Source organism: Hyphomonas chukchiensis, from assembly GCF_000682695.1.
Taxonomy (GTDB): Bacteria; Pseudomonadota; Alphaproteobacteria; order Caulobacterales; family Hyphomonadaceae; genus Hyphomonas; species Hyphomonas chukchiensis.
This window is the reverse complement of the sequence record NZ_AWFG01000063.1, coordinates 75,734-100,812: the sequence shown is the minus strand read 5'-3', so window position 1 is coordinate 100,812 and position 25,079 is coordinate 75,734. Positions and strand designations below refer to the sequence as shown.

The 25,079-nt window shown below is 57.7% G+C and carries 19 protein-coding genes and 1 tRNA gene; 9 read left to right on the top strand and 11 right to left on the bottom strand.

The genetic code is table 11. The features are described from left to right. Positions 1-103: 103 nt before the first annotated feature. A complete protein-coding gene (locus tag HY30_RS15860) occupies positions 104-1,159 on the bottom strand; it encodes a septal ring lytic transglycosylase RlpA family protein (RefSeq protein WP_051615578.1) in 1,056 nt (351 codons plus the stop codon). A gap of 399 nt (positions 1,160-1,558) precedes the next feature. On the opposite strand from HY30_RS15860, the gene HY30_RS15855 reads away from it, so the two are divergent. Then, a tRNA-Ser gene (locus HY30_RS15855) sits at positions 1,559-1,648 on the top strand. Positions 1,649-1,885: 237 nt separating this feature from the next. Here the strand turns inward: HY30_RS15855 and HY30_RS15850 are convergent. The 6 genes from HY30_RS15850 to HY30_RS20540 form a co-directional block, all read right to left on the bottom strand. Further along, positions 1,886-2,311 carry a copper-binding protein gene (locus HY30_RS15850; protein ID WP_051615577.1) on the bottom strand — a complete coding sequence of 142 codons (426 nt, stop codon included), beginning with the start codon at positions 2,309-2,311 and terminating at the stop codon, positions 1,886-1,888. Then, entirely contained in the window at positions 2,308-5,523 is a 3,216-nt protein-coding gene (locus tag HY30_RS15845) for an efflux RND transporter permease subunit (protein WP_051615576.1), read from the bottom strand. Before HY30_RS15845 ends, HY30_RS15850 begins: the two co-directional genes overlap by 4 nt. Continuing rightward, complete coding sequence (locus tag HY30_RS15840) at positions 5,520-7,346, bottom strand: efflux RND transporter periplasmic adaptor subunit (protein WP_034742946.1); 1,827 nt, start codon at positions 7,344-7,346, stop codon at positions 5,520-5,522. The genes HY30_RS15845 and HY30_RS15840 overlap by 4 nt, the downstream gene beginning before the upstream one ends. Beyond that, positions 7,343-8,581, bottom strand: a complete 1,239-nt coding sequence (locus HY30_RS15835; protein WP_034742943.1) for a TolC family protein — start codon at positions 8,579-8,581, stop codon at positions 7,343-7,345. Before HY30_RS15835 ends, HY30_RS15840 begins: the two co-directional genes overlap by 4 nt. A gap of 83 nt (positions 8,582-8,664) precedes the next feature. Beyond that, entirely contained in the window at positions 8,665-9,078 is a 414-nt protein-coding gene (locus HY30_RS15830; protein ID WP_034742939.1) for a hypothetical protein, read from the bottom strand. A 186-nt stretch (positions 9,079-9,264) separates the two neighbouring features. Continuing rightward, the gene (locus HY30_RS20540) at positions 9,265-9,537 is read right to left on the bottom strand and encodes a hypothetical protein (protein WP_034742936.1); all 273 of its coding nucleotides are present in this window, start codon (positions 9,535-9,537) and stop codon (positions 9,265-9,267) included. 190 nt (positions 9,538-9,727) lie between these two features. On the opposite strand from HY30_RS20540, the gene HY30_RS15820 reads away from it, so the two are divergent. From HY30_RS15820 to HY30_RS15800, 5 genes are all read left to right on the top strand, one after another. After that, positions 9,728-11,014, top strand: a complete 1,287-nt coding sequence (locus HY30_RS15820) for a TolC family protein (RefSeq protein WP_034742933.1) — start codon at positions 9,728-9,730, stop codon at positions 11,012-11,014. After that, positions 11,011-12,300 (top strand): efflux RND transporter periplasmic adaptor subunit, encoded by a 1,290-nt coding sequence (locus HY30_RS15815; RefSeq protein ID WP_034742930.1) that lies wholly within the window; start codon positions 11,011-11,013, stop codon positions 12,298-12,300. Before HY30_RS15820 ends, HY30_RS15815 begins: the two co-directional genes overlap by 4 nt. Before the next feature lie 11 nt (positions 12,301-12,311). Then, positions 12,312-15,434 carry an efflux RND transporter permease subunit gene (locus HY30_RS15810; protein WP_034742927.1) on the top strand — a complete coding sequence of 1,041 codons (3,123 nt, stop codon included), beginning with the start codon at positions 12,312-12,314 and terminating at the stop codon, positions 15,432-15,434. Positions 15,435-15,492: 58 nt separating this feature from the next. Next, on the top strand, positions 15,493-17,499 hold the full coding sequence (locus HY30_RS15805; RefSeq protein ID WP_034742925.1) for a heavy metal translocating P-type ATPase: 2,007 nt from the start codon (positions 15,493-15,495) through the stop codon (positions 17,497-17,499). 731 nt (positions 17,500-18,230) lie between these two features. Next, positions 18,231-19,622, top strand: coding sequence for a multicopper oxidase family protein (locus HY30_RS15800; RefSeq protein WP_155839379.1), 1,392 nt, complete (start codon positions 18,231-18,233; stop codon positions 19,620-19,622). Positions 19,623-19,712: 90 nt separating this feature from the next. On the opposite strand, the gene lspA is transcribed toward HY30_RS15800, so the two are convergent. Together lspA and HY30_RS15790 are read right to left on the bottom strand one after the other, a co-directional pair. Continuing rightward, positions 19,713-20,213: a signal peptidase II gene (gene lspA, locus HY30_RS15795; RefSeq protein WP_034742923.1), complete on the bottom strand. Its 501-nt coding sequence runs from the start codon at positions 20,211-20,213 to the stop codon at positions 19,713-19,715. Then, a complete protein-coding gene (locus tag HY30_RS15790; protein WP_051615575.1) occupies positions 20,210-20,872 on the bottom strand; it encodes a cation diffusion facilitator family transporter in 663 nt (220 codons plus the stop codon). The genes lspA and HY30_RS15790 overlap by 4 nt, the downstream gene beginning before the upstream one ends. A gap of 137 nt (positions 20,873-21,009) precedes the next feature. Here HY30_RS15790 and HY30_RS15785 point away from each other — a divergent pair, with 137 nt between their 5' ends. Then, a complete protein-coding gene (locus tag HY30_RS15785) occupies positions 21,010-21,429 on the top strand; it encodes a MerR family transcriptional regulator (protein WP_034742921.1) in 420 nt (139 codons plus the stop codon). 242 nt (positions 21,430-21,671) lie between these two features. Here the strand turns inward: HY30_RS15785 and HY30_RS15780 are convergent, their stop codons facing one another. Further along, positions 21,672-22,379, bottom strand: a complete 708-nt coding sequence (locus HY30_RS15780) for a DsbA family oxidoreductase (RefSeq protein WP_051615574.1) — start codon at positions 22,377-22,379, stop codon at positions 21,672-21,674. A 1,136-nt stretch (positions 22,380-23,515) separates the two neighbouring features. On the opposite strand from HY30_RS15780, the gene HY30_RS15775 reads away from it, so the two are divergent. Continuing rightward, positions 23,516-23,980 carry a hypothetical protein gene (locus HY30_RS15775; protein WP_155839378.1) on the top strand — a complete coding sequence of 155 codons (465 nt, stop codon included), beginning with the start codon at positions 23,516-23,518 and terminating at the stop codon, positions 23,978-23,980. Next, entirely contained in the window at positions 23,977-24,255 is a 279-nt protein-coding gene (locus tag HY30_RS15770; protein WP_034742917.1) for a hypothetical protein, read from the top strand. The genes HY30_RS15775 and HY30_RS15770 overlap by 4 nt, the downstream gene beginning before the upstream one ends. 249 nt (positions 24,256-24,504) lie before the next feature. Here the strand turns inward: HY30_RS15770 and HY30_RS15765 are convergent, their stop codons facing one another. Further along, positions 24,505-24,780, bottom strand: coding sequence for a metal-sensitive transcriptional regulator (locus HY30_RS15765; RefSeq protein ID WP_034742915.1), 276 nt, complete (start codon positions 24,778-24,780; stop codon positions 24,505-24,507). Between the last annotated feature and the right edge of the window lie 299 nt (positions 24,781-25,079).

Genomic DNA, 25,079 nt, shown 5'->3' with positions numbered 1-25,079 from the left:
ATTGCAAAATCAGGGGCCAAACGACATTCGGCCCTTTTTCCCGTGTAATCGGGAAAAAGGGCCGGTTTGTGGTCAGCGTCAATGGGGCGTTCTGTAGCCGGGCCTAATTGCCTTCGACAATTCGGCCATTGGCGACGCCGCTGTCGGCCAATTCATCGCGCGCTTGGGCGGCCGTTTCGCGGGTAACAAACGGACCCACACGCACGCGAAAGAAGTCTGCACCGTTGACCCGTGCGGGCACGATCACGACTGGTAGCGTGCCGCCGAGACTTGCCTCGAAGTCCTGGGCATTCCCGATGTCCGAAAACGCCCCCACTTGCACAAAATAGCCACCCTGCTCTACCGGAGCGGTCACGGAACGGGCAGGTTGCGGCGCCGAAGCGTACATCACTGGCACGCTGGCTGACTGTGTCGGCTGATAGCTTGCAAGCACAAGATTATCCGGTTTCGTCTCCTGTTGTGTGGCCATCACGGCATCAGATACCGGAGCGGGGCCGAGGTAACGCACACGCAGGTTTGCACGCTCATCTGATCCGAATGCCAGTGCATGCGCGGCCTGTTTGGACAGCTGAAGCATGGCGCCGTCTTCAAATGGCCCGCGATCGTTCACGCGAACGACAACCGCCTTCTGCGTGTCGACATTGATCACCTGCACTAGGCTCGGCAGTGGCAGCGTCGGATGTGCTGCCGTCATGCCTTCTTGCGCAAAGACTTCACCATTGGCGGTCGGCAAGCCGACGAACTCATCCCCATAGACTACACCAACACCCGTTTCATCGAACACGGGTGTGGATGCCGGCGTGGCAGAATAGACGGCGGCGGGGGTCAAATTCATGGGGGCGGGAGTCAAACTCCCCTGCCCTGCAGGAGCAGCCGAAAAAGGCTCGAGCGATTGCAGTGGTTCGGATGCAACAACAGCCACCTGCCGTGTCTCTGCGATCCGGTCAGCCGTAACCGCCGCATCAAACGCTTCTGGCGTGACGGCGGCTTCTGTCATTTCCTGCGCTTGGGACATTTGCGGCGCATCAAGGCTCGCATAGTTTCGTGCGGTCGGCGCTGGCGCAGCCGCGACCGACGATCCGGGATAACGGAAAGCGATACGCTTGCCTTCTTCTCCGGGTGCCGGCGCGGTAATACGTGCTTGGCGCGGTACGGGCATGCGGGCTTCCTGCCCGGTCTGCGGCGCTTGGCCCGCATATACGATTGGCGCAGGGCTGTTCCTGCCGGCGTAAGCCGGTGAAGCAACTGCGAGCGCAACAGCACTGGCGATCAGAGCGCTTGTGAGTTTTGTGGCGTGAACCTGTGTTTGGAAACGCATTGCGTTAAGTCTACCTCGTTCTGCGGTCACGAAATGGCATGGTCTGCCATTTCTAAGCGGCTGTTCTGCCGCGTTCAGGAATTATGGTTAGCAGATCGAGGTGGATGCCTGATGAACCGGGAATGTCGGTTTCGTCAGACTGGGCAATATATCGTTAAGAGGTTCGGTGGGCATCAACGCGCTCCGATGCGCATATCAGGACTTGCAAAGCCCCAGCCGATATTCCAAACACGCGTCGCCGGAGGAGTGGCAGAGTGGTTGAATGCGGCGGTCTTGAAAACCGTTGAGCCTTCGCGGGCTCCGGGGGTTCGAATCCCTCCTCCTCCGCCATTGCGCGTTGTTATTATTGGATAATATTTATTGTTATGAATTCTAGTGCACTTTCTAGTGCACAATCGCAAACGAAATGCAGAATATTTGTGTCCGAAGGCCAGTGCTTACCAAAATGACGGACATGATCGATCACGCTGATTCGCTGAATCTCCGGTGGATTTGGAGGTTGTGCCAATTGATAGGGCTAAACTACTGCCGTGCGTGCCGAACTGCGCATTCACGCAAATATGCAATCTAGTTCGGAGTCAATTTTGGCAGGCAATCCTTGCCGTGAGCTTCGATGTTACAAATGACTGTTACACGGAAACTCCCGTCCCTGCCCTGCTTGACGCTGAACGCGACCTTGTCGCCCTTGGCAAATCCCGCCAGATCAACTCTTGAGAGTGTCTCGAATCCCATTGTCATCGCGCCCATGCCAACACCTTCAATCGGACCATGATCAATTGTCAGGAAGTCACCATCCGGTCCAATCGATATAATCGTACCTTGACCCTCTCCCGATAGCGCTTGTTGCAATGCCGGGTTCTTAGGCTGGCCTGCTCTCGCAGTTTCAGGTCTCGCGGCTGTGGCGTATGGGTCCGGGGCTTGCCCGCAAGCGACGAGCGTCGATGCCAGCCCACCCAAGATGATGCCCGCCTTCATGCCTTTGATCGTTTTCATGCTATTTCTCCTTCAATCGTTTCGATAGGGTCGGCCGGAACCGTCGAATCCGATCCCGCCCGTGTGGCCAGTTTTCGTCCGACCCAGATGTAGTAAATCACGGGGACGACGATCAACGTGAGAACGGTTGTCGAAACCATGCCGCCGAGCATGGGCAGGGCAATGCGGCGCATCACGTCAGACCCTAACCCTTCCGTCAGGAAGATCGGCGTGAGACCGGCCATAACGACTGTCACCGTCATCAGTTTCGGCCGGACCCGCATGGCCGCGCCATGGCTCACGGCGGCGAACAATTGTGCGCGGCTTTCTGGTCGTTCGAGCCTGACCTGCTGGTCGATATAGAGCAGCATGACAACGGCGGTCTCAACGGCGATGCCACCGAGCGCAATAAAGCCCACGGCGACGGCAACTGACAAATTGTAGCCCGCAAGCCAGACCGCCCAAAGTCCACCAACCAGGCCGAAAGGCAGCGACATCATGATCATGGCGGTGCGATCAAATTTACCGAAATGCAGCATGAGCAAAAGAAAAATCAGACCAACAGCCGCCGGAATGGCAATCTTCAAACGGTCATTGGCAGCCTGCATCTGTTCGTATTGACCAGACCATTCCACGGCGTAGCCCGGAGGCAAATCGACGGAATCGGCCACGGCCTTTCTCGCATCCGAGACGTAACCGCCAAGATCGCGCCCAGCGATATCGACGAAGACCCATCCTGTCAGCCTTGCATTTTCCGACCGGATCATGGGTGGGCCTTCCGTATAGGCGACGCTGGCAATCTCGCCGAGCGGGATATGGGCACCTTCCGGAGTCGGCACGAGTATATTCTCAAGGTCCGTGCTGGTTTCCCGGAACGCACGATCATAGCGCAGGATAATATCGTAGCGTTCGCGTCCCTGAACGGACTCCGCCAGTTTCATGCCCCCGAGGGCCGTCTGGATGACTGACTGGAAGACACCCATATCGATGTTTCGGCGTGCGAGTTCGGCCCGGTCCGGTGTAATCTCCAGATATCGGCCGCCCAAGACCCGGTCAGCAAAGGCCGACCTTGTGCCGGGCACATTGGACACGGCCGTTTCGATCTCGCGCGTGACGCGGCTTATGTCCTGAAGGCTGTCACCGGTGACCTTCACACCGATCGGTGTGCGCACTCCGGTCGACACCATGTCCATACGGATCTTGATCGGATAGCCCCACGAGTTCACCAGGCCAGGCATCTGGAGCCGGCTGTTCAGCTCGTCGGTAATCCTGTCCGGTGTCATGCCCGGCCGCCATTCGGATTTCGGCTTCAGCTGGATCCATGTTTCGATCATGGTCAGGGGAGCCGGATCGGTTGCGGAATCAGCGCGGCCCGCTTTTCCAAAAACGCGTTCGACTTCCGGAACGGTCGAAATGAGCCGGTTTGTCTGACCGAGGATTTCACGCATCTTGGTTGAGGAGGCGCCGGGCAAGGCTATCGGCATGTAGAGAAGTTCGCCTTCATACAGCGCTGGCATGAATTCTGTACCGAGACGCTGGACCGGCAGAATGACGCTGGCCATGACCAGCAATGCCAGCCCGATCGTCAGCCATTTGAAGCGCAGCGCCGCATGCAGTATCGGTTTGTACAGCCAGATGAAGAACCGGTTGAGCGGGTTGGCGCTTTCCGGTTTCATGCGTCCGCGCAGGAGCCAGACCATCAGGACCGGCACGACGGTTACCGACAGAACTGCGCCGAATGCCATGGCATAGGTCTTCGTGAACGCAAGGGGCGAAAAGAGACGATAGCTTTCTCCCGTAAGCGCGAAGACTGGCAGGAAGGAAACCGCAATGATCAGCAAGGAGAAGAACAGCCCGGGTCCGACCTCCTGGGCCGCGTGGACCAGGGCTGCTCTTCGCACTTTTGGCGTAGCCGTGTCACCGAGTTCCGACATCTTCCGGCTGGCATTCTCGACCATGACGATTGAGGCATCGACCATGGCGCCGATCGCGATGGCGATCCCGCCAAGCGACATGATATTGGCCGTCACACCCTGCCCCGACATGATCAGGAAGGCCCCGAGCACACCGAGCGGTATCGTAATGATGGCGACGAACGCTGCACGGAAGTGAAGGAGGAATATGAAGACGACCAGCGCAACCACGATTCCCTCTTCCAGTAGTTTTCCCTTGAGATACTCAACGGCGCCTTCGATCAGCGGCGCCCTGTCATAGACGGTGACAATCTCCACCCCTTCTGGAAGGCCGCGCTGCAGCTCTGCCAGTTTGGCCTTCACGCGCCTGATGACATCGAGCGCATTCTCGCCATCGCGCATCACAATAATGCCGGCGACTGTCTCGCCTTCGCCATTCAGTTCGACCACACCGCGACGCAGGGCCGGTCCTTCAACAATCCGCGCAAGATCGCCCAGTGTCACCGGCGCGCCATCCTCGGCCTTGACCACGACCTGTTGCAGGTCCGCACTGCGCTCGACATAGCCGGAGGACCGGATAACGAATTCGGTTTCGCCTTGCTCGAGCACCCGCCCGCCAACCTCGCCGCTCGCAGACCTTACCGCTTCAGCCACGCGCCGGATCGGAACATTGAACGCGCGCAACCGGTTCGGGTCGACCAGAACCTGAAACTCCCGGACGAAGCCGCCGACGGAAGCGACTTCCGCAACGCCCTCGACGCCTGACAGTTCCAGTTTGAGGAACCAGTCCTGCAGGGAGCGCAATTCGGCAAGGTCGGTCCCCCCCGTCTTGTCGACCAGTGCGTATTGGTAGATCCAGCCGACTCCTGTCGCGTCTGGTCCGATCTGCGGCGTCGCGCCTGCAGGCAGTTCCGACCCGAGCCTCGAGAGGGCCTCAACCACGCGCGACCTTGCCCAATAGAGGTCCACATCGTCTTCGAAGATGACATAGATGAAGCTGGTTCCGAACATCGACGCCCCGCGCACATCCTTCGTCCTGGGCAGGCCAAGCAGGCTGGTTGACAGGGGATAGGTCACCAGGTCTTCGACAATTTGCGGCGACTGGCCCGGAAAGTCCGTCCGGATAATGACCTGCGTATCCGTCAGGTCCGGAATGGCATCAAGCGGGGTGTTCTGGATCGCGAGCCAGCCAGCAACCGCAAGCGCAACCGCAAGCGTCATCACAATCAGCTGGTTGGCAACAGACCAGGAAATAAGTCTCGCGATAGAAGACTGCGACGGGTCGCGGCCAGCAAGGTCTTGATCGGAAGACGCGCTCATTGTGGCACCTCCGACATGTCGCTCATATTCATGTTCATGGGATCAGGCCACGCGATCTTCTCTGCCTGGGCTGTCCCATACGGATTGGTCGGCTCGCTCCCTTGCTGCAGCCAGGCGCGCCCGGTTTCTGTCTCACGATAGAATGCAAGACCTGCGTCTCGGTAATGGGCGGGCGCGCCTTCCATGAGCCAGGGGTCAAGCGCAGTCATCAGGGCTGCCAGGGCATTGCGTGTTGTCACCTCATCCGTGGCGTCGGTGGTCGACATCAGCGCAGTTACGGCGCCCTCGAGGACAGGCGCCAGCCTCGTGCCGCTGAAACGTACGCCAAGCGCGTCGCCGGTCTGAATCGCCGGCGCGAGAAAAGTCGGATCGATCTGGTACCCTTCTGTCAGCGCCTCGTAAAAATACAGGGCCATGTCCGTCAGATGGTCGATCTCGGCCAGTGTTCCGGAATCGGTGACGAGTTCGTCAAGTGGCGTGTCCGGATTCCCTCCGGCGGTTGGTCCGCTAAGTTTTGCCAGCCCTTCGCGGAGGCTGACTTCGGAATCGAGCAGGAACTGGCCGCTGGCAACCACCTCTTCATCGGCCCTGACGCCTTGCAGGATTTCCGTCAGCCCCTGGGCGGACACACCGGTTTGAACAGCCCTCGCGTCGAATTTGCCATCGCCCAGCGCGACAACAACATGCGCGCCGGAACTGTCACGCAGCACCGCTTCGCTCGGAACCGAGAGGCGCGCTTCGCCGCCAAGGTCGAACGATATATCGGCATAGGCGCCCGGCCGGAGCGCACCGGATGCGTTGTCGACGAGAATACGCACCTGCGCCGTACGCGTCTTCGGATCGATTGTCGGATAGATATAGTCGACTTGACCCTTCCCTGCCGCCTCCGGTGCACTTGGGATGGAGAGAGATACCGGCAGCCCCGTGTCGATGAAGGGCAGATCCTTCTCTGCGACGGAAGCAATGACCCAGACATCGCTGTATGACTGGAGGCGCAGGACCGGTGTGCCCGGTTTGACATAATCGCCTTCGCGAATGTCGAGAGATTTCACGATCCCACCTGTTTCGGCATAGACCGGGACGCGTTCAATGAGCTGACCGGTGCTGGCCAGCTGGGCGATTGTGGCGGGTTGCATGCCAAGTGAACGAAGGCGCTGGCGAACGGAAGCGATCCGGGCGTCATTGCCAATCTTGACCGATGCCAGGTAGTCCTTTTGTGCGGCAATCAGGTCGGGACTGTAGATACGGTACAGCAAGGCACCGGGACGAACCGCATCGCCTTCCGCCCGCACAGTGAGGCTTTCGATCCAGCCTTCAAGCCGAGAGGTCGACGCAGATTCCGTTCGCTCGTTCGATTGTACGTTTCCATATGCGCGTACCGTCCGACCAAATGACGCATACTGGGCGCGCGCCGTTCGAACACCCATTGTCTGCAACATTTCGGACGGCACGGTGATACCGCTGCCAGCGGCTGGTTCGTCATAGACTGGGATATAGTCCATCCCCATCGAATCCTTCTTGGGAACCGGTGACGTGTCAGCCAGGCCCATCGGATTCTTGTAGTAAAGGACGTCCCCCTTGCCCTTGCCTGCTGTGGGCGTTGCCTTGGCAGGTATGAGATCCATGCCGCAGATCGGACAGGTCCCGTCAGCGTCGGTCGATATATAGTGCGGATGCATTGGGCAGGTGTAGGACTGCACCTCCCCGCCGGAATCGGCTGACACATCCGCCCCACGCATCGTTGCCGCATTGGGGTCAGCGCCGCCACAAGCGGCCAGCAAAAGAGTCAAGGCGAGCAAACTTGTTACAATTGTATTTTTCATGATGTCACCAGAAGGGCATTGAGGCGCTCGGTCGCGCCGTCGCGGCGCGCCGCTTCGGCAGCGGTTTGCGACTGAAGGAGCAGGATAGCGAGTTCGCCATCGATGATCGGGGAATAGTCTCCGGCGCCGGACTCATACACAGTGAGCAAGGCGTCTCGCTGGTCCTCAAGAGAATGGATCTTCTGCTTGAGCACCGCCAGCGATTCGACGGCTGCACGCCGTGTCGCCAGGTAACCCGCATAGTCGGATGCCGCGCGCCTCGCGGCCGCCATGGACAGGGCACGTGCCGCGCTACGGTCGGCTTTGGCCGCGCGCAGCCGGGGCGCCTGGCTCTTCTCAGCCCAGATGGGAACAGTGAATGTCACCATGCCCGAGACCCAGTCATCGCCAGCAAAGGTGGATCCCATGCCTCCGCGCCCGTTTTCACGTTGCTGATAGGTTAGCTGCACGCCCCATTCTGGTTTATATGCGGCGGCCGCCTGATCGACGCCGGCGTCGGCAACGCCGACAGACGCCTGCGCGATACGAACAGCGTGAAAGGCGCCGGCCTCCCCCGTCCATTCAGCGACGACCGGCATAGGCGCATCTGTATCAGGTACCGCGCCGATTAGGTCGACTAGCCTGGCATCGATATCTGCGTTCTCGGCGTCGAGCTCTGCGAGCGCGCGATCAATATCAGCCCGCTCAACATCGACTTGTGCCAGCCGGAACAGAGCCGGGCGGCCCGCATCGATCTCGTTCTGTATGACGTCCGTCAATTCGGCATATTTTTCGCGCCGGGCCAGCGCGAGGCGGCGTTGTTCCCGGATACGCGCGCGTTCGATCAGCGAAATGCGCAGCTCCGCGCGCAACTGGGCATATTGCCAATCGCGCGCCGCATCGGTCTGGGCGGCGCGATTATTCGCTCCCGATGACTGGGCGTTTCGCAAGGCAGCAGACGGAAACTGCTGGCGTACCCCTACAGCCTTGTTGGTTGGCAGGAACCTGTCGAATACCGGATCGAAAACGGGCAAATTGTTGATGCCGAGCGATATGACCGGATCGGGTAGCGCGTGAGCAGCCGTGGCGCGTTCGCGGTCTGCGTCCGAACGGTATTGCAGGGCGTCCAGCGCGGGATGGCGCGCGAGCTCTGCCTCCAGCTGATCGAGACTTTGGGCGCGAGCACCCGAGAAAGTTGAAGATGCGAATCCGGCGACCGCTGCGAGCAGCCAGACGCGTGATGGGTGAGTGAACATGGGTCTTTCCTGGATTTGAATCAGAAGAACAAGGCAACCGCCCGCGAGCCTTCAGGCGCGCGGCAGAGCGATTGTTGTGCTGATCAGATCAGGAAACGTTGTTTCAGGACGAGAGGTGTCTGCGGGCGGGGTTTGTATGTTCCTGCCGGCGGACCGGTTGAGAACCCCTTGATAAGGACTTCTTCCACCGAAAATTGCACCGCCGGAATCGCGATCAAATTCGCTTCATCGGGCAGCGGAGAGACGGTGGGCGCGGGTGAAACCTGATTGATTGCGATAATGCTGCAATCATTTCGTTTAGGGCACGACTCTTCCATCGAATCGGGTCCGGAAGCATCGCGATGAACATCTTCAATGCCAGGGGCTGCCTGAACACTCTTCGACACAAGCATCGCCTCGATGCCGTCGCCACGATTCTGGACATCCAAGGCCATCACCGGGCAGGCGACCAGTGCAGCCGCGACAAGCGCGAGGAAGAGGCGACAGATGCCGATCATTCGATCCCTATGCACACATCAAAATTAATATTCCAATAGTCCGACATGGTAAATCAAGGAGTTGTGATCGCGCTGCCGTAAGACTCGCGATATATTTACGGGCGACCGGATAGCGCTAAATGCCTGCCGGACTAGTAAGCCACCACCAGCCCTGTTGCGTAAAAGTCCTCAAGAGCGTGACATTTCTTAGTGATTTTTGAAGAATTGACTGTTATGGCGCATCACATGCGTTTGTTCGGCGTCATCTTCAATATCAGACTTTGGCTCGCGACTTGTCTGGTCGCGACCATGTTGATTGGCCCTGCGTCGGCGGATGTACATGCGATTGATCCTGAGACGATAGTCTGTCAGGCTTTGGATGACCAGGGCGTCGAAACGAGCACAGAACGCACGAAAGACGGACAGTCGAGCCCGGATCATGATCATCATGTAGATGCATGCGGGAGTTGTCATTTCCATCTGGCCGGGTCCTTTCATACCAGCTCCGTATCTCGCATAATTCCTGACGCTTCCGTGTGGCCAGGCATAAACGCGACCGCGCCTCGCGCCGGTCCCTTCGGCCTCTACCGCCCTCCCCGTGTCTGATCTGACGCCATAGCCACGGCTCTGCCGTCGGCATATTTCAGGTCATCACGAGGAAATTAACTCAATGAATACATTGAAGCAGGGTGCATGTTGTGCCCTGATCGCAGCTGTCCTTGCGGGCACTGCGGTCGCGGCTCCGTGCAGCCGACCAATGGTCGCTGTCTCCGCAATCGAGGCAGGTGCCCCCTTAACATTGGACGCCGTACTGGCAGAAGTCCGCAATGCTTCCCCGGAAGTGCGCAAGGCCGCACTGGAAACACGCGCTCGCCAGGCGGACGCAGATCAGGCCGGTCGCTGGCTCAATCCGTCGATTGGATTGGAACTAGAAAACTTCTCGGGCTCCGGGCCACTCGCTGGCTTTGATCAAACCGAGACAACGTTTTCGATCGCCCAGACATTCCAGCTGGGCGGCAAGCGATCAAAACGGCAGCGCGCTGCCCGTGCCAGTGCCGCACTCGCAACGGCAGAATGTAACGCCATCCTGCGCGAAACAGAATTGGAGGCGGTGACGCTCTTCTATGAACTGGACGCGGCCGCCCAGCTCGTCCGTCTCGCCGATCAATCGGCCGAACTGGCGGACACGCTCAGCGAAACCGTTGGCAAGCGAGTGGATGCAGGCGCGGCCGCGCCACCGGAACTTTCCCGGGCGAAAGCCGATGCTGCAGCCTTGCGCGCAGTGGCCGCACAGACACGCGGTGACATGGAATCCCTTCGCTACGATCTCAGCGCATTGTGGGGAAGCGCCGACCCGGTCTTCGAGGCACCCGTCCAGCCAATGACGGCGCCCGCCGACCCCGGTCCTGCCAACCTGGGCCAACACCCCGCCATCAAAGTAGCCGAAGCGGGCATCGTCGCCCGGCAGGCAGAGCAGGATCTGGCGCGCGCGCAAGGGATTCCTGATCTTACGCTAAGTGCCGGCATGCGGCAGTTTGAACAAACGGGCGATACCGCCTTCCTTCTGGGCGTCAGCGTTCCTGTCCCATTGTTTGACCGCAACCGGGACGCAACCCGCGCCGCGGGTTACAGAACCGATGCCGGTCGCGCCGACCGGGCGGCTGTGGAGGCAAGATTGCTTGCCAGCCAACGTGCGTCAGTCGCTCAGGTCCGCGCGGCCCAGGAACGCCTGGCCCTCCTTGAAAACGATGCCCTGCCCTCTGCCAGGGCGGCCTATGAAGCATCCGTCCAGGGCTATGCCGCAGGCAAGTTCGATCTCACTTCGACCCTCGATGCCCGTAAGGGCCTGATCGAATCCGGCGTGGCCGTGATCGATGCCGCCCGCGCCCTGAATACCGAAAACATGCGCCTGCGAAGCCTGATTGGCGCCCCCCCCTTTAATGGAGACATCCAATGAAACAGTCCCTGATCCTGACAACAGCCCTACTGAGTTTGACAGCCCTGCTGTCGGCCTGTGGCGAGACTTCAGCGGCAGACGGCAAAACCAGCGCCGTCGCTTCGGCCGTAAATGACACGCACGGGAACACCCCGTATGAGGCATTCTCAGCTGCCGACAAGGAGAAGGACTCCGAAGGAAACGATACTCACGACGAACACGGCGAAGACGAAGGCGATGTCGTCAATCTGACCGAAGCAGAAGCACGCGAAGCGGGCATTGAACTCAGTGAGGCGAAAATGGCCGAAATGGGCCAGTCACTCAGCCTTCCAGCAGAAATAATGTTCGACGCAGACAGGGTCGCGAATGTCTCACCAAAGGTCAGCGGCGTTGTCGCAAAGCTCTACGCCAGCGAAGGCGATAGCGTGAAGCGAGGCGAGACTCTGGCGCTGATCTCCAGCCGCGATCTCGCCGGCCTGAAAGCGACCTGGCAGAAGGGTGAAACCAGAAAAGCCCTTGCCGCTCAGGCCCTCGCGCGCGAGGAACAGCTCTGGGCCGACAAGGTCACCTCTGAAGCCGACGTTCAGACCGCACGTGCGGAATTTGAAGCCGCAAAAGCCGTAAGTGATGCAGCCGAAAATGAGCTACACGCAGCAGGTGTCAGTCATGAAGCGCTGGAAAACGTCGCGACAGCAAGAGATGGCGACAATGCCAATTCCTACCTGACTGCGCCGATCGCTGGAACGATTGTGCGGCGCGCAGTGACTCTTGGCGAGACTGTTGCCGCGGGAGACGCCGGCGCCGACACGCTCTTCACGATCGCGGATGACAGCGTGGTCTGGGCAGACATCGCCGTCTACAAACAGGACATTGGTCGTATACGTATTGGCGCACCTGTCGCGCTCAAGACCGACGCTGGAGATGTCCTGGCGCTATCGACTGTCGCTTTCGTGCTTCCCGTCATCAATGAAACCTCTCGCACCGCGACGGCACGAGTGATTGTGGACAATGCAGATGGCCGTCTGACGCCTGGCCAGTTTGTCACGGCTGATCTCAGTGTCGGCAACGCAAGCCCCGTGGTGCGGGTCCCGCAAACAGCTGTCCAGATTGTCGAAGACAAACCGTCAATATTCGTTCCCGTTGAAGGCGGTTTCGCACCCAGGCCAGTGATGATCGGTGCAACGGCCGGCGGCTTTGTCGAAATTCGTTCGGGCCTGGCGGTCGGCGAGACCTTTGTCTCGCAAGGGGGTTTCACCCTCAAGGCCCAGCTTGAAAAAGACGCCTTTGGCGATGGACACGGACACTAGGACCAACAGACATGATCAATTTTATGCACCGTATCGCCGGGGGCCGTCTCCTGGCAGCCATCGCGGCACTCGCCATGACGCTTGGCGGCCTGTTCGCCTTCCGGGCCCTGCCCGTGGATGCCTTTCCGGACGTCACCCCCTCCCTGGTTCAGGTCTTTACCGAAACCGAAGGCCTCGCCCCGGAAGAGGTCGAACGCTATGTCACCTATCCGATTGAAACGGCCATGTCCGGCCTCCCGAAACTCAAGAGCATGCGCTCAGTCTCGAATTTCGGCCTGTCCGTGGTCAACATCTATTTCGAAGACGGGACGGACGTCTATTTTGCGCGCCAGGTCGTTGGCGAACGTCTCGCAGAGGCGCGCGGCAACATTCCGGACGGATTTGGCGACCCGCAAATGGGCCCCATCTCGACGGGCCTGGGCATCATTCTCTATTTCAGACTTGATGATTCCAGCGGGACGCGGGACCTTGTCGAAATGCGCGAGATCCAGGACTGGATCATCAAGTACCAACTGCAAACCGTACCGGGCGTCACCGAAGTGCTCTCGCTTGGCGGCTTCGAGAAGCAATACCAGGTCCGTCTCGATCCGGATGCTTTGCTCGCCTATGATATCCAGATTGGCGACGTGATTGGCGCGCTGGAGCGTGGCAACAAGACCGAGGGCGCGCAATTCCTCGAAATTGGCGCGGAGCAGTACACCGTGCGCGGCGTTGGACTGGCCCGGTCGGTCGATGACCTTGCCGAAATCGTTGTCAATGTTGATGACGGACGCCCCGTCCGCGTCCGCGACCTGGGCGAAATCGTCATCGGCGGCGGCGTCCGACAAGGACTTGCCACGGCAAATGGCCAAGGCGAAGTCGTCGCCGGCCTCGTGCTGAAACTCTATGGCACCAACACGTCTGACGTGATCGCCCGTGTGCAGCAGCGCTTTGAGGAAATCAACGCAAGCCTGCCCGAAGGCGTGACGGCCATCCCCTACTATGATCAGGGCACGCTCGTGAACAAGGCTGCCGCAACGGTGACGACCGCGCTCTGGCAGGGCGGTCTTCTTGTGGCGCTTGTTGTCTTCGTCTTTTTGGGCGGTTGGCGGCCAAGCCTCGTCGTCGTTCTCTCTATTCCCTTCTCTGTCGGCTTTGCATTCATCGCGATGAACGTGCTCGGCATCAGTGCCAATCTGATGTCGCTGGGCGGTGTCGCCATTGCCATCGGGATGATGGTCGATGGCGCGATCGTCATCGCGGAAAATGTCGATCGGAGTCTCCGGGAAAGCGCAGGCACGGAAGATCAGCGCAGCGTCGTTGCACGCTCGACTGCCGAGGTCATTGCGCCCCTGGTTGCCGCTGTCGCAGTGGTCATCGTTGTCTTCCTGCCGCTGTTTTCGCTGCAAGGCGTTGAGGGCAAGACGTTCCGTCCACTCGCCGCATCTGCTGCGCTTGCGATGACCGGTTCGCTTTTTTACGCCGCGCTGATTGCGCCGTCCCTTGCAAATGGCCTGATGCGACGCGGAAAGGCAAAGAACGAAGAGAAGCCTGACCTTATCGCCCGCTATGTCAGCTCACTTGCAGGCTTTTTTGTAAGGCAACGCATGGCAGCCATAGCGATGGCTGCGGTGCTTCTTTTGGCAGGTGGGCTCGCGGGCTCGCAGCTTGGGTCGGAATTTACACCCTCGCTCGAAGAAGGTGACATTCTGTTGCGGGTCACGATGGCCCCATCGATCTCGTTGACAGAAGCCACCGCAACGACAACGCGGGTCGAAAAACGGCTGCTGGATGCGTTTCCCGAGATCAAGTCGATCGTCACCCGTATCGGGCGCGGCGAAGTCGGTGCGCATGCGGACCCGACCAATAGCGCGGAAGCCTTCGTCGAACTGCAACCGCGCGATCAGTGGCGCGAAGGGATGTCTCCCGAGGACTTGCGTACGGCCATCTCGGAAAACCTGGAATCGGTGCCAGGTATCGTTGCAAGCATCGGGCAGCCGATTGCCATGGCCGTGGATGAGCTCATCACCGGAACACGTGCTGAGCTGGCGGTAAAGATCTTCGGGCCAGACTCGGAAATCCTTCTCGACAGGTCGCAGGTGCTACAGACACTCCTGCAGCAAGTTGACGGCGCTGCTGAAGTCCAGGCCGACCAGATCACCGGCGCACCGCAACTCGTGGTGACGGTGGATCGGGCCGCCCTTGGCCGTTACGGTCTCGACGTTGAAGACGCACTGGATGCGCTTCGCGCCTCCGTCGGCGGCGCCGAAGCCGGTGCCTTGTTCGAAGGTGTTCGCCAGTTCCCAATCGTCGTGCGCCTGCATGAAGAAAACCGGGATACGCCCGAAGCAATCAGCCGTATCGTGCTGGAATCACCATCGGGCGCACGCGTACCTCTCGAAACTGTCGCCAGAATCGAGACGATCATCGGACCGCGCCAGATCACACGCGAGAATGGAGAACGCTTTATCACGGTCCAGTCGAACGTGAGGGGGCGTGATATTGGTTCCTTTGTCGAGGAAGCGCAGGCGCTGACGGATGCCCAATTGGAGTTGCCTCCCGGTTACCGGCTTGTCTGGGGCGGCCAGTTCGAACTTCAGCAACAGGCGAACGCCCGTTTTGCCGTGGTCATTCCGATCACGCTCGGTATCGTGCTCCTGATCCTGTTGATAACGTTCGGCCGGTTGAAGTCGTCGGTCCTCATCTTGCTGAATATCCCGCTGGCCCTGACGGGGGGCGCACTGGCGCTCTGGATAACCGGGCTTCCGGTTTCGGTTCCCGCCACAGTCGGGTTCATCGCCCTGTTCGGGATCGCCCTCGGAAACGGCATGGTGCTCGTCAGTTTCATGGATGACTTTGCGCGGGCTGGCCGAAACCTCGACGATCTCGCCATCGAGGCGGCGGGGCTTCGGGCGCGACCTGTCCTGATGACGGCGATGACGACAGCGCTCGGACTTGCCCCCCTGCTCTTCGCGACAGGCGTCGGCGCAGAAGTGCAGAGACCGCTCGCCACCGTGGTAACGGGTGGGTTGGTCTCGTCGACCTTGCTCACCCTGCTGGTGATGCCTGCGCTGCATCGCTGGTTTGCTCCGAAACCGGAAAGCCATCACTCGCTTCTGGAGTCCGAACACCTCCATCCTGCTGTAGCGGAATGAGCCTACGGGCCGCGGGCGGTTTTTCCGCCTGCGGCTCAAGGCCAGATAGGAGACCAGATTGACCTCGCCGAACAAAAATGATCACGACCGCAAGGAAACCAGCCATGTCCACGCGCATGATGGCTGGCTGAACCGACTGCTCGGAGACCGGGCAGAACTGGTCTTTGCTCTCATGTCCGGCACGTGTCTGCTTGTGGGCTGGCTTGGGCCGAAACTCGGTTTGATGCCGGAGAACGCTGGCTTTCTACTTTTGCTCGCCGCCTATGGCTTTGGAGGCTATTTTGCTCTGCGCGAAGCGTTCGGCAGCATTCTCAAGGGCAAGTTTGAGATTGATTTTCTGATGCTGGTCGCAGCCACGGGTGCGGCCATACTGGGCGAATGGGCCGAAGGCGCATTTCTGCTCTTTCTGTTTGCAATCGGCCATGCGCTTGAAAGTTACGCGATGGCGAGGGCACGCAATGCGATTTCAGCACTGGCAGACCTGACACCAGAAACAGCTCTCGTTCGAAGGGGCGCGCAAACCGAAACCGTGTCCATTGACGACCTGGTCGTCGGTGACATTGTTGTCGTGCGCTCCAATGAACGCGTGCCAGCCGATGGTTTTGTGACTGCCGGTACCAGCACCGTCAATCAGGCACCGATCACAGGTGAAAGCGCACCTGTAGACAAGCAGCCTGTCGATGACACCGAGACGGCTGCAGCAAATACGGACAATATAAAATCGGAGAATCGCGTTTTTGCCGGGTCGATCAATGGATCAGGCAGCCTGGATATCCAGGTCACAAGATTGTCGGGGGAAACGACGCTTGCCCGTGTTGTCGCAATGGTCAGTGAGGCGGAAACCCGGCAGTCTCCAACGCAAAACTTTACGAAACAATTCGAGCGGATCTTCGTACCATTGGTCATCCTGCTGGCCCTTGTCACATCTCTCGGCTTCCTGGTTCTGGATGAGGCACCGTCGGACAGCTTTTATCGCGCAATGGCCGTTCTGGTAGCGGCCAGTCCGTGCGCGCTGGCGATCGCGACCCCAAGCGCTATCCTGTCTGGAGTCGCCCGTGCGGCCCGCGGAGGCGTGCTCATCAAGGGCGGCGCGCCGCTCGAAGCCCTTGGACGCGTCGATGCCATTGCATTCGACAAGACCGGGACCCTCACCGAGGGCGAGCCCCGTCTTGTTGATATCGCACCCTACGGCGACGCGACCGAAGCGGAATTGCTGACGGTGAGCGCTGCGGTCGAAGCGCTCAGCGATCATCCCCTCGCCCAGGCCGTTGTGCGCGATGCCAGGACACGCCTGGACACCGTCATCGGCGCGGCGACTGATTTCTCCAGTGTCACCGGGCGCGGCGTTTCGGCAAAGTTTGAGGGCAAGACCGTTCATATCGGAAAGTCCGCTTTGTTTGATGAGGTTGATGGACCGTCGGTACCATCTGACCTGGCTTCCCGTGTCACCGAAATGGCGGCACAAGGCCGCACGACCATGATTGTAAGGCAGGGCGATCGTTATCTCGGCGCAATCGGCCTGATGGATACTCCGCGCGAGTCCGCCAAAACCGTGATCGCCAGACTGCGTAATATCGGCGTGACCCGCATGATGATGATTTCTGGCGACAATCAGAATGTCGCCGATGCCGTTGCAGGAAGTGTCGGCCTTGACGAGGCCTTTGGCGACCTCATGCCAGATGACAAAGTGACAAGGATCAAGGCCCTGAAAGCCGAAGGCGGTGTCGCCATGGTCGGGGACGGCGTGAACGATGCGCCCGCGATGGCCAATGCGACTGTCGGCATTGCAATGGGCGCTGCCGGATCGGATGTCGCGCTCGAAACGGCCGATATTGCCTTGATGGCTGATGATCTGGAAGCACTGCCGTTCGCGGTGGCCCTTAGCCGTGCAACGCGCCGGATCATCCGACAGAATCTCTGGGCTAGTCTCGGTATCGTGGCGTTTCTGGTGCCAGCGACATTGCTTGGTCTGGGCATCGGGCCGGCAGTTATTGCGCATGAAGGATCAACCCTGATCGTTGCACTCAATGCGCTTCGACTTCTTGGATTCAAAGAGCGAAAATAGCCAGAGGCATGATGAGAGCTCGCACAAAATCTTTACGTGGACTGGCAGCGGCCCCGTCAAAACCAACCACGGCAAAAATCCGAACCTCGCTCCTGATCTATTTCAAAGCGGCGTTGGAGCTCCGGACATGCTGCTAGGTTGAAGACTTCTGCGTTGAGGAGTCGTCAGGTGATCGCCTCGCGCCCATCTCTTTTGTGAGTGGTGTATTCGATTTGACAAGATGGATTTCAACATTCAGCTGATCGGACAGGGTGCGGATCTGAAGACGATGCCGCAAGGACGAATTTTTTTCAATTAGATCTTGACCCTCCACTGGCTATAGATTGCACAGTCCGAGTTTCGGTTCCTGGCCAAGACGTCGCGCCATGGCCAAACAGTGTTTGAACGCCGGCGGCGCAGAGGAGATAAATTGTGAACAATGACCATTTGATGATGCGGGACCAATGGATGACGATGGATCCAATCGGCGGTTTATTGATGTTTTTGCTTATCGCTTTTCTTGTTTTAGGCAGCGCGGCCTTCGTCAAATTTTTGTTCTTCAACAAGAAGTAAAACCTTGTCGATCGGGCCGAGCGAGGCATAGGGACAACAAACAGAGGAGACAATCCATGTTTACCCGGAGAACAACGTTGTTTGGCTTGGCCGGAACAGCGCTAGGCTTGGCGGGTTGCGGAGGCGAGGTGAATGGACAGATCTAGGCCACGCGCGTCTCTGATCGAAACCTGCTTCAGGTGCCCGTTCTCTATGCCGGGCAAAAGAATGGTGCGATTACAGAATATGATCTGACGCTACAAAGCGGGCGTACGGCATTTTTTGATAACCAATTCACGCCGACCATAGGTATCAACCAATCCTATCTTGGCCCGACATTGGATATGGTAAATGGTGCCGACGTGCGCATGAGTGTGACCAACACTTTGGAAGAGGATGCCACACTTCACTGGCACGGCTTCCACGTACCTGCGCGATATGACGGGACGCCACATCAACGCATCGCACCAGGCGAAACCTGGACGGCGCAATTTCAGGTGCGCCAGAAACCTTCCTTGTTCTGGTATCATTCTCACGCGCATCGGCGCGCGGGACCACAAGTGTATCATGGCTTGGCGGGACCGATAATCGTTCGTGATGATGAGGGTCGCACTGACTCCCTGCCCCATGAGTATGGCATCGATGATGTGCCGCTTATTGTGCAGGACCGGGCCTTCGGTTCAGACGGTCGGCTTATTTATGCACGCTCAATGCACGATATCATGATGGGTATGCGCGGTGACACGTTGCTTGTGAACGGCGTTATTGATCCTGCATTTGAATGCCAGACAGAGCTGCTTCGACTGCGTTTGCTTAACGGCTCAAACGCCCGGATTTATGATTTTGAGTTTGAAACCCAGCAAAGTTTTTTGATGACTGGCAGTGATGGCGGACATCTTGAGGCACCGGTCCGGATGTCGCGGATCAGACTGTCCCCCGGAGAACGCGCGGAAATAGTGGTCGATGCAAGTCATGGGGTACCTCTGCAACTGCTTGCCAGGTCACTGTCGGGTGAAATGGGAATGATGGATGGCGGGATGATGGGCGGCCGATGGGGGCGCGGCAACTCTCGACGCAGTTCAGAAGGATCGGTCTTCAAAGTCCTGCTTATCGTCCCGAACGAGCAACTTCGCCCTTCGACGGCTACCCCTGCGAAGCTGACAACCCTTCCGGCGATCGACCCAAGCAAAGCCGTCAAGACCCGTCGCTTCGTTTTGGAAATGGGAATGGGAATGGGCATGCGTGGCCGAGGGGGTTTCACCATCAATGGCAAGTCGATGGACATGGCGCGGATAGATGAGCGCGTGAAACTGGATACAACCGAAATATGGGAGGTCGAGAACGCGTCGATGATGGCTCACCCATTCCATGTTCATGACGTGCAGTTCCGAATTCTTGATCGGAACGGCCGCCCGCCACCTGAACATGAGATGGGTTTAAAAGACACTGTTCTCCTGTCGTCGCGCGAGCGCGTCCGGCTCCTGCTGTCATTCAAGGATTATGCCGATTCTGACACGCCCTACATGTACCATTGCCACATACTCGAACATGAAGACGCTGGTATGATGGGGCAGTTTGTGATTGAGGCCTAGAGCACTGTGAGCGCCGATGGGTGGGAAAGGTTGAGAATGGGAACCGAAGCTGATTAAGCCCACGCGCGCCATTTCATTGAGCATCTTCACTCACAGCGTTGCCGGCGGATCAGATCGATCAGCGATCGTATTGCGGAATCCATCAAAGATTATGATTGCGACACCAATGACGATCGCGACGTCCGCCAGATTGAATGTTGGCCAGTGATACCCGTTGATATGGATGTCGAGGAAATCGGTAACGGCACCATCCACCAGCCGGTCCACAGCATTTCCCAACGCTCCCCCAATGATAAGCCCGATCCAAATAGATTCAGTCTTGGTCGTGGCGCGCCACAGCCGCATCGACAGATAAACTGAAATGCCCAAAGCGACAGCGGCGAGCAGCCAGGGCGCCCAGTCGCTCTGCGAACTCAGAAGCCCAAAACTGACCCCGTGATTAAATCCGAGCCTGAAGTCGAAGAATGGCAAAAGGTTTATCAGACCACCTGCTTTTGTGAGCGCCGAAAACATCAACGCTTTGCTGGCCAAATCCAGAGCAAAAACAAAAAAGACAATCGAAAGACCCAGCATTCGCAGATATCTGCTCATTCTATTGCTGTCTTGATAGAAAGAGGATCTGCCAGGCTTGCATTAGCCGTGTGCAGATCGCGAATAGCATGTTGAATAATAGTCCAGGCCGAATGCAAAAAGAGTGCGGCAATCAGGAAGGCCACAATCAAGTCCGGCCACCGCGTTGAGGTCAGCGCCACGAGACCCGCCGCAACTATCACCGCAACATTGCCGATCGCATCGTTGCGGGAAAAAAGCCAAACAGCGCGCATATTGGCATCGCCGTCACGGTACGGCAGCAGCGGCAGGACGGCAACAACATTGATGACCAGCGCAACCACAGCAAATAGGCCCATCAAGCCCGCCTCGACGGGTGTGTCGTTCATGGCCTTCAGAATAGTGGACACAATAACCCAAAACCCCAGCAGACCGAGGAACACACCCTGAATAAGCGCAGACCTTGCCCGCCACACGAGCGACCAGCCTATCGCAAGCAGGCCCAGAAACGTAATTGATCCATCCCCGAGAAAATCCAGCGCATCCGCTTTCAGCGCCTGTGAATTGGCCAGAAATCCGCCGAACAGTTCGATGACGCCATATACAACATTGAGAATAACCACGATTAATAGGGCCCGTCGGTAGCCGGGAGACCGGATCAGGTTTTCATTGACGCCGCAGCACTCGTCCTCGTCAGCCACAAATCATCCTCATTTTGTCAGTCAGTACTGCAACATTCCAGCTAGTTCCGAAGATCGCGCCGCGCGAGTTCGCTGCTGATTATTCTCTCGAGCCTTTTATAAAGGCTCTAGTGACTAGAGGTTCAAGGAGAAAATGTATGGCAACTCAAAGACGCACGATAGGGCAGCTGTCAAAAGCGGCTGGCGTGAAGGTGACAACAATCCGCTACTACGAATCCATCGGTCTGTTGCCGGATCCTGGACGCACAACTGGGGGGCAACGCGTCTACGATACGGCTACCCAGCAACGCCTATCGTTCATCAGGCAATCCCGTGACCTGGGCTTTCCTGTTGAGGCGATCCGTGAACTAATCGCGTTGCAAATGACGCCTGACGAAGATTGCGCGAAGGTGGACAAGGTCGCGCGACACCATCTGGCGGAAGTAGATCGACGCCTCAAGCAATTGAGGGCTTTGAAACGGGAACTTCAGGGCATGATCACGTCTTGTGAAGGCGGCGAAGTGGCCTGTTGCGCAATCATGGAAAGCATCTCCAACGCGGCTTCATATCCCCTGTAGACCTACATCCACAGCAGGTCTGTCATCTTCAAAGAACGGCGAAATTGGCTTTTGACCCTCTATCGGCTGTAGAGAATAAAGAGGCGACAATTGAGAAGTGAACCGCGCTTGAACCCGGTTTTGCCAATCGGGTTTGAAGTGATCGTAGGACACTAAGTGTCGCTGTCTTGTGGGCTGAATCATTCAGCTTGTAGATAAGCACAAAATGCTGGGATCATTGGATGTTCAGGGTCTCGGGTCACTCAGCACCAGCTCATTTCGCTTACGCCAGGTTCCCGCAACAATTCACGGATGTTCACTTCGATGACGCGGTACCCCAGATTTCCATAGAGCTTCTGGCGACCCTGATTGAGCACAAAAGTCGGACTGCCCTCGATCTTGAGCTGATCTCGCTGAAGGTTATCGGCGGCCAGTGAAGCGAACGCCGCACCATTGTTGATCTCAGCCTCCACCGGGGCAATTGGAATGCCGATCTGTTCGGCAATCGCATGCTGAACCTTGCGCTGGGAGACGTCGCGGCACTCATGGAAAAATGCGCGACGCAACTGCCAGATCAATTGCGCTGAAAGAGGGCCACCAACACCGGAATTGCCTCCACCTTCAGATTTCAGCTCCACAATCTGGACAGCTTTGATGAACAGATGTGCACTGTCCGAACTCGCTGGCTTGGTTGTAAGCCAAATCTCGGGATGGACGTCGATGTGGCTGAATGTCTTCCCGACCTCTCGCAGATGCCGATTGAATCCCGCATAGGCTCCTTTGTCGGCCCATCGCCGCGAAATCTTGTCGGCGGAATTTCCAAAGACGGAGCAGAACCTATAATCAACTTGAACGTCCGCCCCGAAGTTTCTGGCAATCTCTTCAAGCCGGATTTGGGACGCATAGGCCCAAATACAAAGAACGTCCGAGAAATAAGTGACTGAAACAGGCATGATCGTTACCACTTCCATTATCCGAGGTTTGAGAAGGTGTGATCGAAACGCGGTCTTCCCGCTCGCAAATTAGCACGTTCGCAATGGCATCCAAATTCTCACCGCCAATTGCTATTGCAGTAGCGAAGAAACACAGCTCGGGGTCATTTTCCAAACGACATTTCATCTGATTCCGATCGACGGGGGAAAAACATGGTGGAATAATGTGGCTCATGGTTTGCGGGGACAGAACGCCAAAATGCCGATAGCGTCCAGCACCACGGCTAGTCTTGGAATGTCGATCCCCCGTAGCCGCCCATCATATTGCCACTCCGGCCAGGTGCCAGCCCCTGACTTCGTCCACCCATCTGCGCCTTCGTCGCGGTCGCGAGGGTGATGCCTTGCGCGTGTTCATCGCGAGCAGCCGCGCCGCTGGCCTACGGCAGGAAGACATGATGATTTTCCTGAAGAGATCGATGCGCGACCGGACTGCGCCAACAAAGAAGCGCACTGATCAAGCAGAACCATTTCCTTCTCTATATACACGCGCAAACCTTATGCATCAGTTTCAATTTTTCATCTCGAATTCGACTGAGTGCGCGCGTGTTCAAATGTCGAAATCGGCATAGAGGTAGCAGCAGCGCCTGAGTTGCGACACAGCCGTACCAGCGTTGGAGAGTCACAGTGAGCGGCGTCCACACGCACGCTGCATAATTTTCCGGCAGGTCGCAGATATGCAGCGACACCGTGACGGTGGTAATACCGGATTCCCAAACGCATGGCCTTTTCGAAGGTAAAAATGATCCATTCGTGTAGGATGGAAAGGGTCAGGCTCCGACAGACAGATGATGGCTGGAAAATTGCTCGCATCCATTGGTCGTCCGCGCTGATCATTGGTGAGTGCGAAGATTGACGACCAAGATCTGAAAAACGTGCGAGACTCAAAAAATTCTGTACAGGATCAGAATCCTGTCACCGTCCATTCGCTCCTCCAATCACAAATCCGAGAGCTCGACCTGCATCAGGGACGAAATACCCTTAGTGGGTATATTGCCTTGTGTATTGGTCTTATCGAACATAGGCTGACGCCAGGTGTACGGTAGCGCCAAATTTTACAATCAATACTGATCAGGCAAGCCTGCTTAATGCAGTCTCGAAACCAAATGGAGATGAATATGACGACCTCTTTGACAATTGGAAGACGTACGGCAGTTCTCGTGTCGGCAGGTATAGCTCTGGCCCTGACGGGCTGCGCCAACCTGAATGGTACGCCAGAAAATATCGACGCCAGCACATCGGAAACACAGTCAATGACATTGGCCGAAAAAGACGCCATGCGGGCAAAGTGCGAAACCATGCAGGCGACCATGATGACGAAGATGGCCGAAGGCGGAATGATGCAAGGCGATGGGATGATGCAGGGTGGCGGGATGGCTGCCGATGACATGATGAGTCCTGAAATGAAAGCGCAGCACAAGGCCTGTATGGAGACGTTTCCTGAAATGAAAGCCGAAATGCGCGCGAAATGCGAAGCGCATATGGCTGGTGGAATGGGACAGGGCATGATGGACCATGGCGCAATGAGTGGATCCTGCCCGATGATGAAATCAGACACCAACACTACTGGAGACGAGCAATGAAGATCGTTCCTTTAGGTCACGCGTTATCGCTGTTTCTCGCGATTACCTTCACGATATGCATGTTGTGGGGCCTGACCGTGCCAATGCACATGATGATGGGCAACACACAGGTCAACATGCACATGCATCAAGGCTGGGCCGCCTTCATGCCGGGGTTCCATTGGTCAATTGCCGGATACGTTGTCGGTCTTGCGTGGGCCTATGCGTATGGCTGGTACACGGCACTTCTATTCGTGCCGCTTTATAATTTCTTCAACAAGAAAAGCCCGGCCTGACCGCAGCGCGGCATTCCCAGCGTGGACATACAATTTGCTTATTTCCTACGGGAATGCTGCCCGCCCGGTGGCAATGTCCCCCCGTGCTGTAGTCGTCGCTTGGGGTGACTGTTGCCGCGACAAGCGTTGTGTCAGCTTAGGTGAGAAGGCTGACGACAGGGCCAGTCGCGGCAGGACAACCAGCCTTCATCCAGCACTTCTGGTGTTCGTCTGAAATCAGCATTACCGAACTTAATTGCGGCAACGTCACTATTTTCGGCGCCCGCCCAGGACTGCGACGAGCTCCTCGATCTTCTCCCGACGCACAGCAACATCTTCTCCTGACAGGGCCTGATGCACGCAGGTGTCCAGGTGATCATCCAGAATCAGCGCTTCCAGCCCACTGAGAGCCGCCTTGATTGCCTGAATCTGACGAACGACGTCAATGCAATAGCGGTCTTCGGAAATCATGCCGCCCACACCCCGCACCTGTCCTGCTATCCGGGCCAGTCGTTTGGTCGCCGCTTCGCGCGTCTTGTCCATCATGAAATATACCTCCGCAGGGTATATAGGACATAATAATTCCAAGACAATAGTCATAGCGGCAGAGCGAAGAAAGCAGCGTTTTGCAGATGCACCGGACACCGTTGAGAGCGGGAGGGTCTACTGATGGGGGCGCCCGGAAATACAATCGAGGCTGCGTTTCACGGAAGGCTGGCGTGTCGAAGCCCTGGAGCTGGAACTGACGCCTTGTCCACTGGCGTTTCATGCGCTCGGATTCCGTTTCGATTTTGGCAACCCTTAAGGGCCCATAATCTCTTTAGCTCGCCCCATCTATGGAGCTG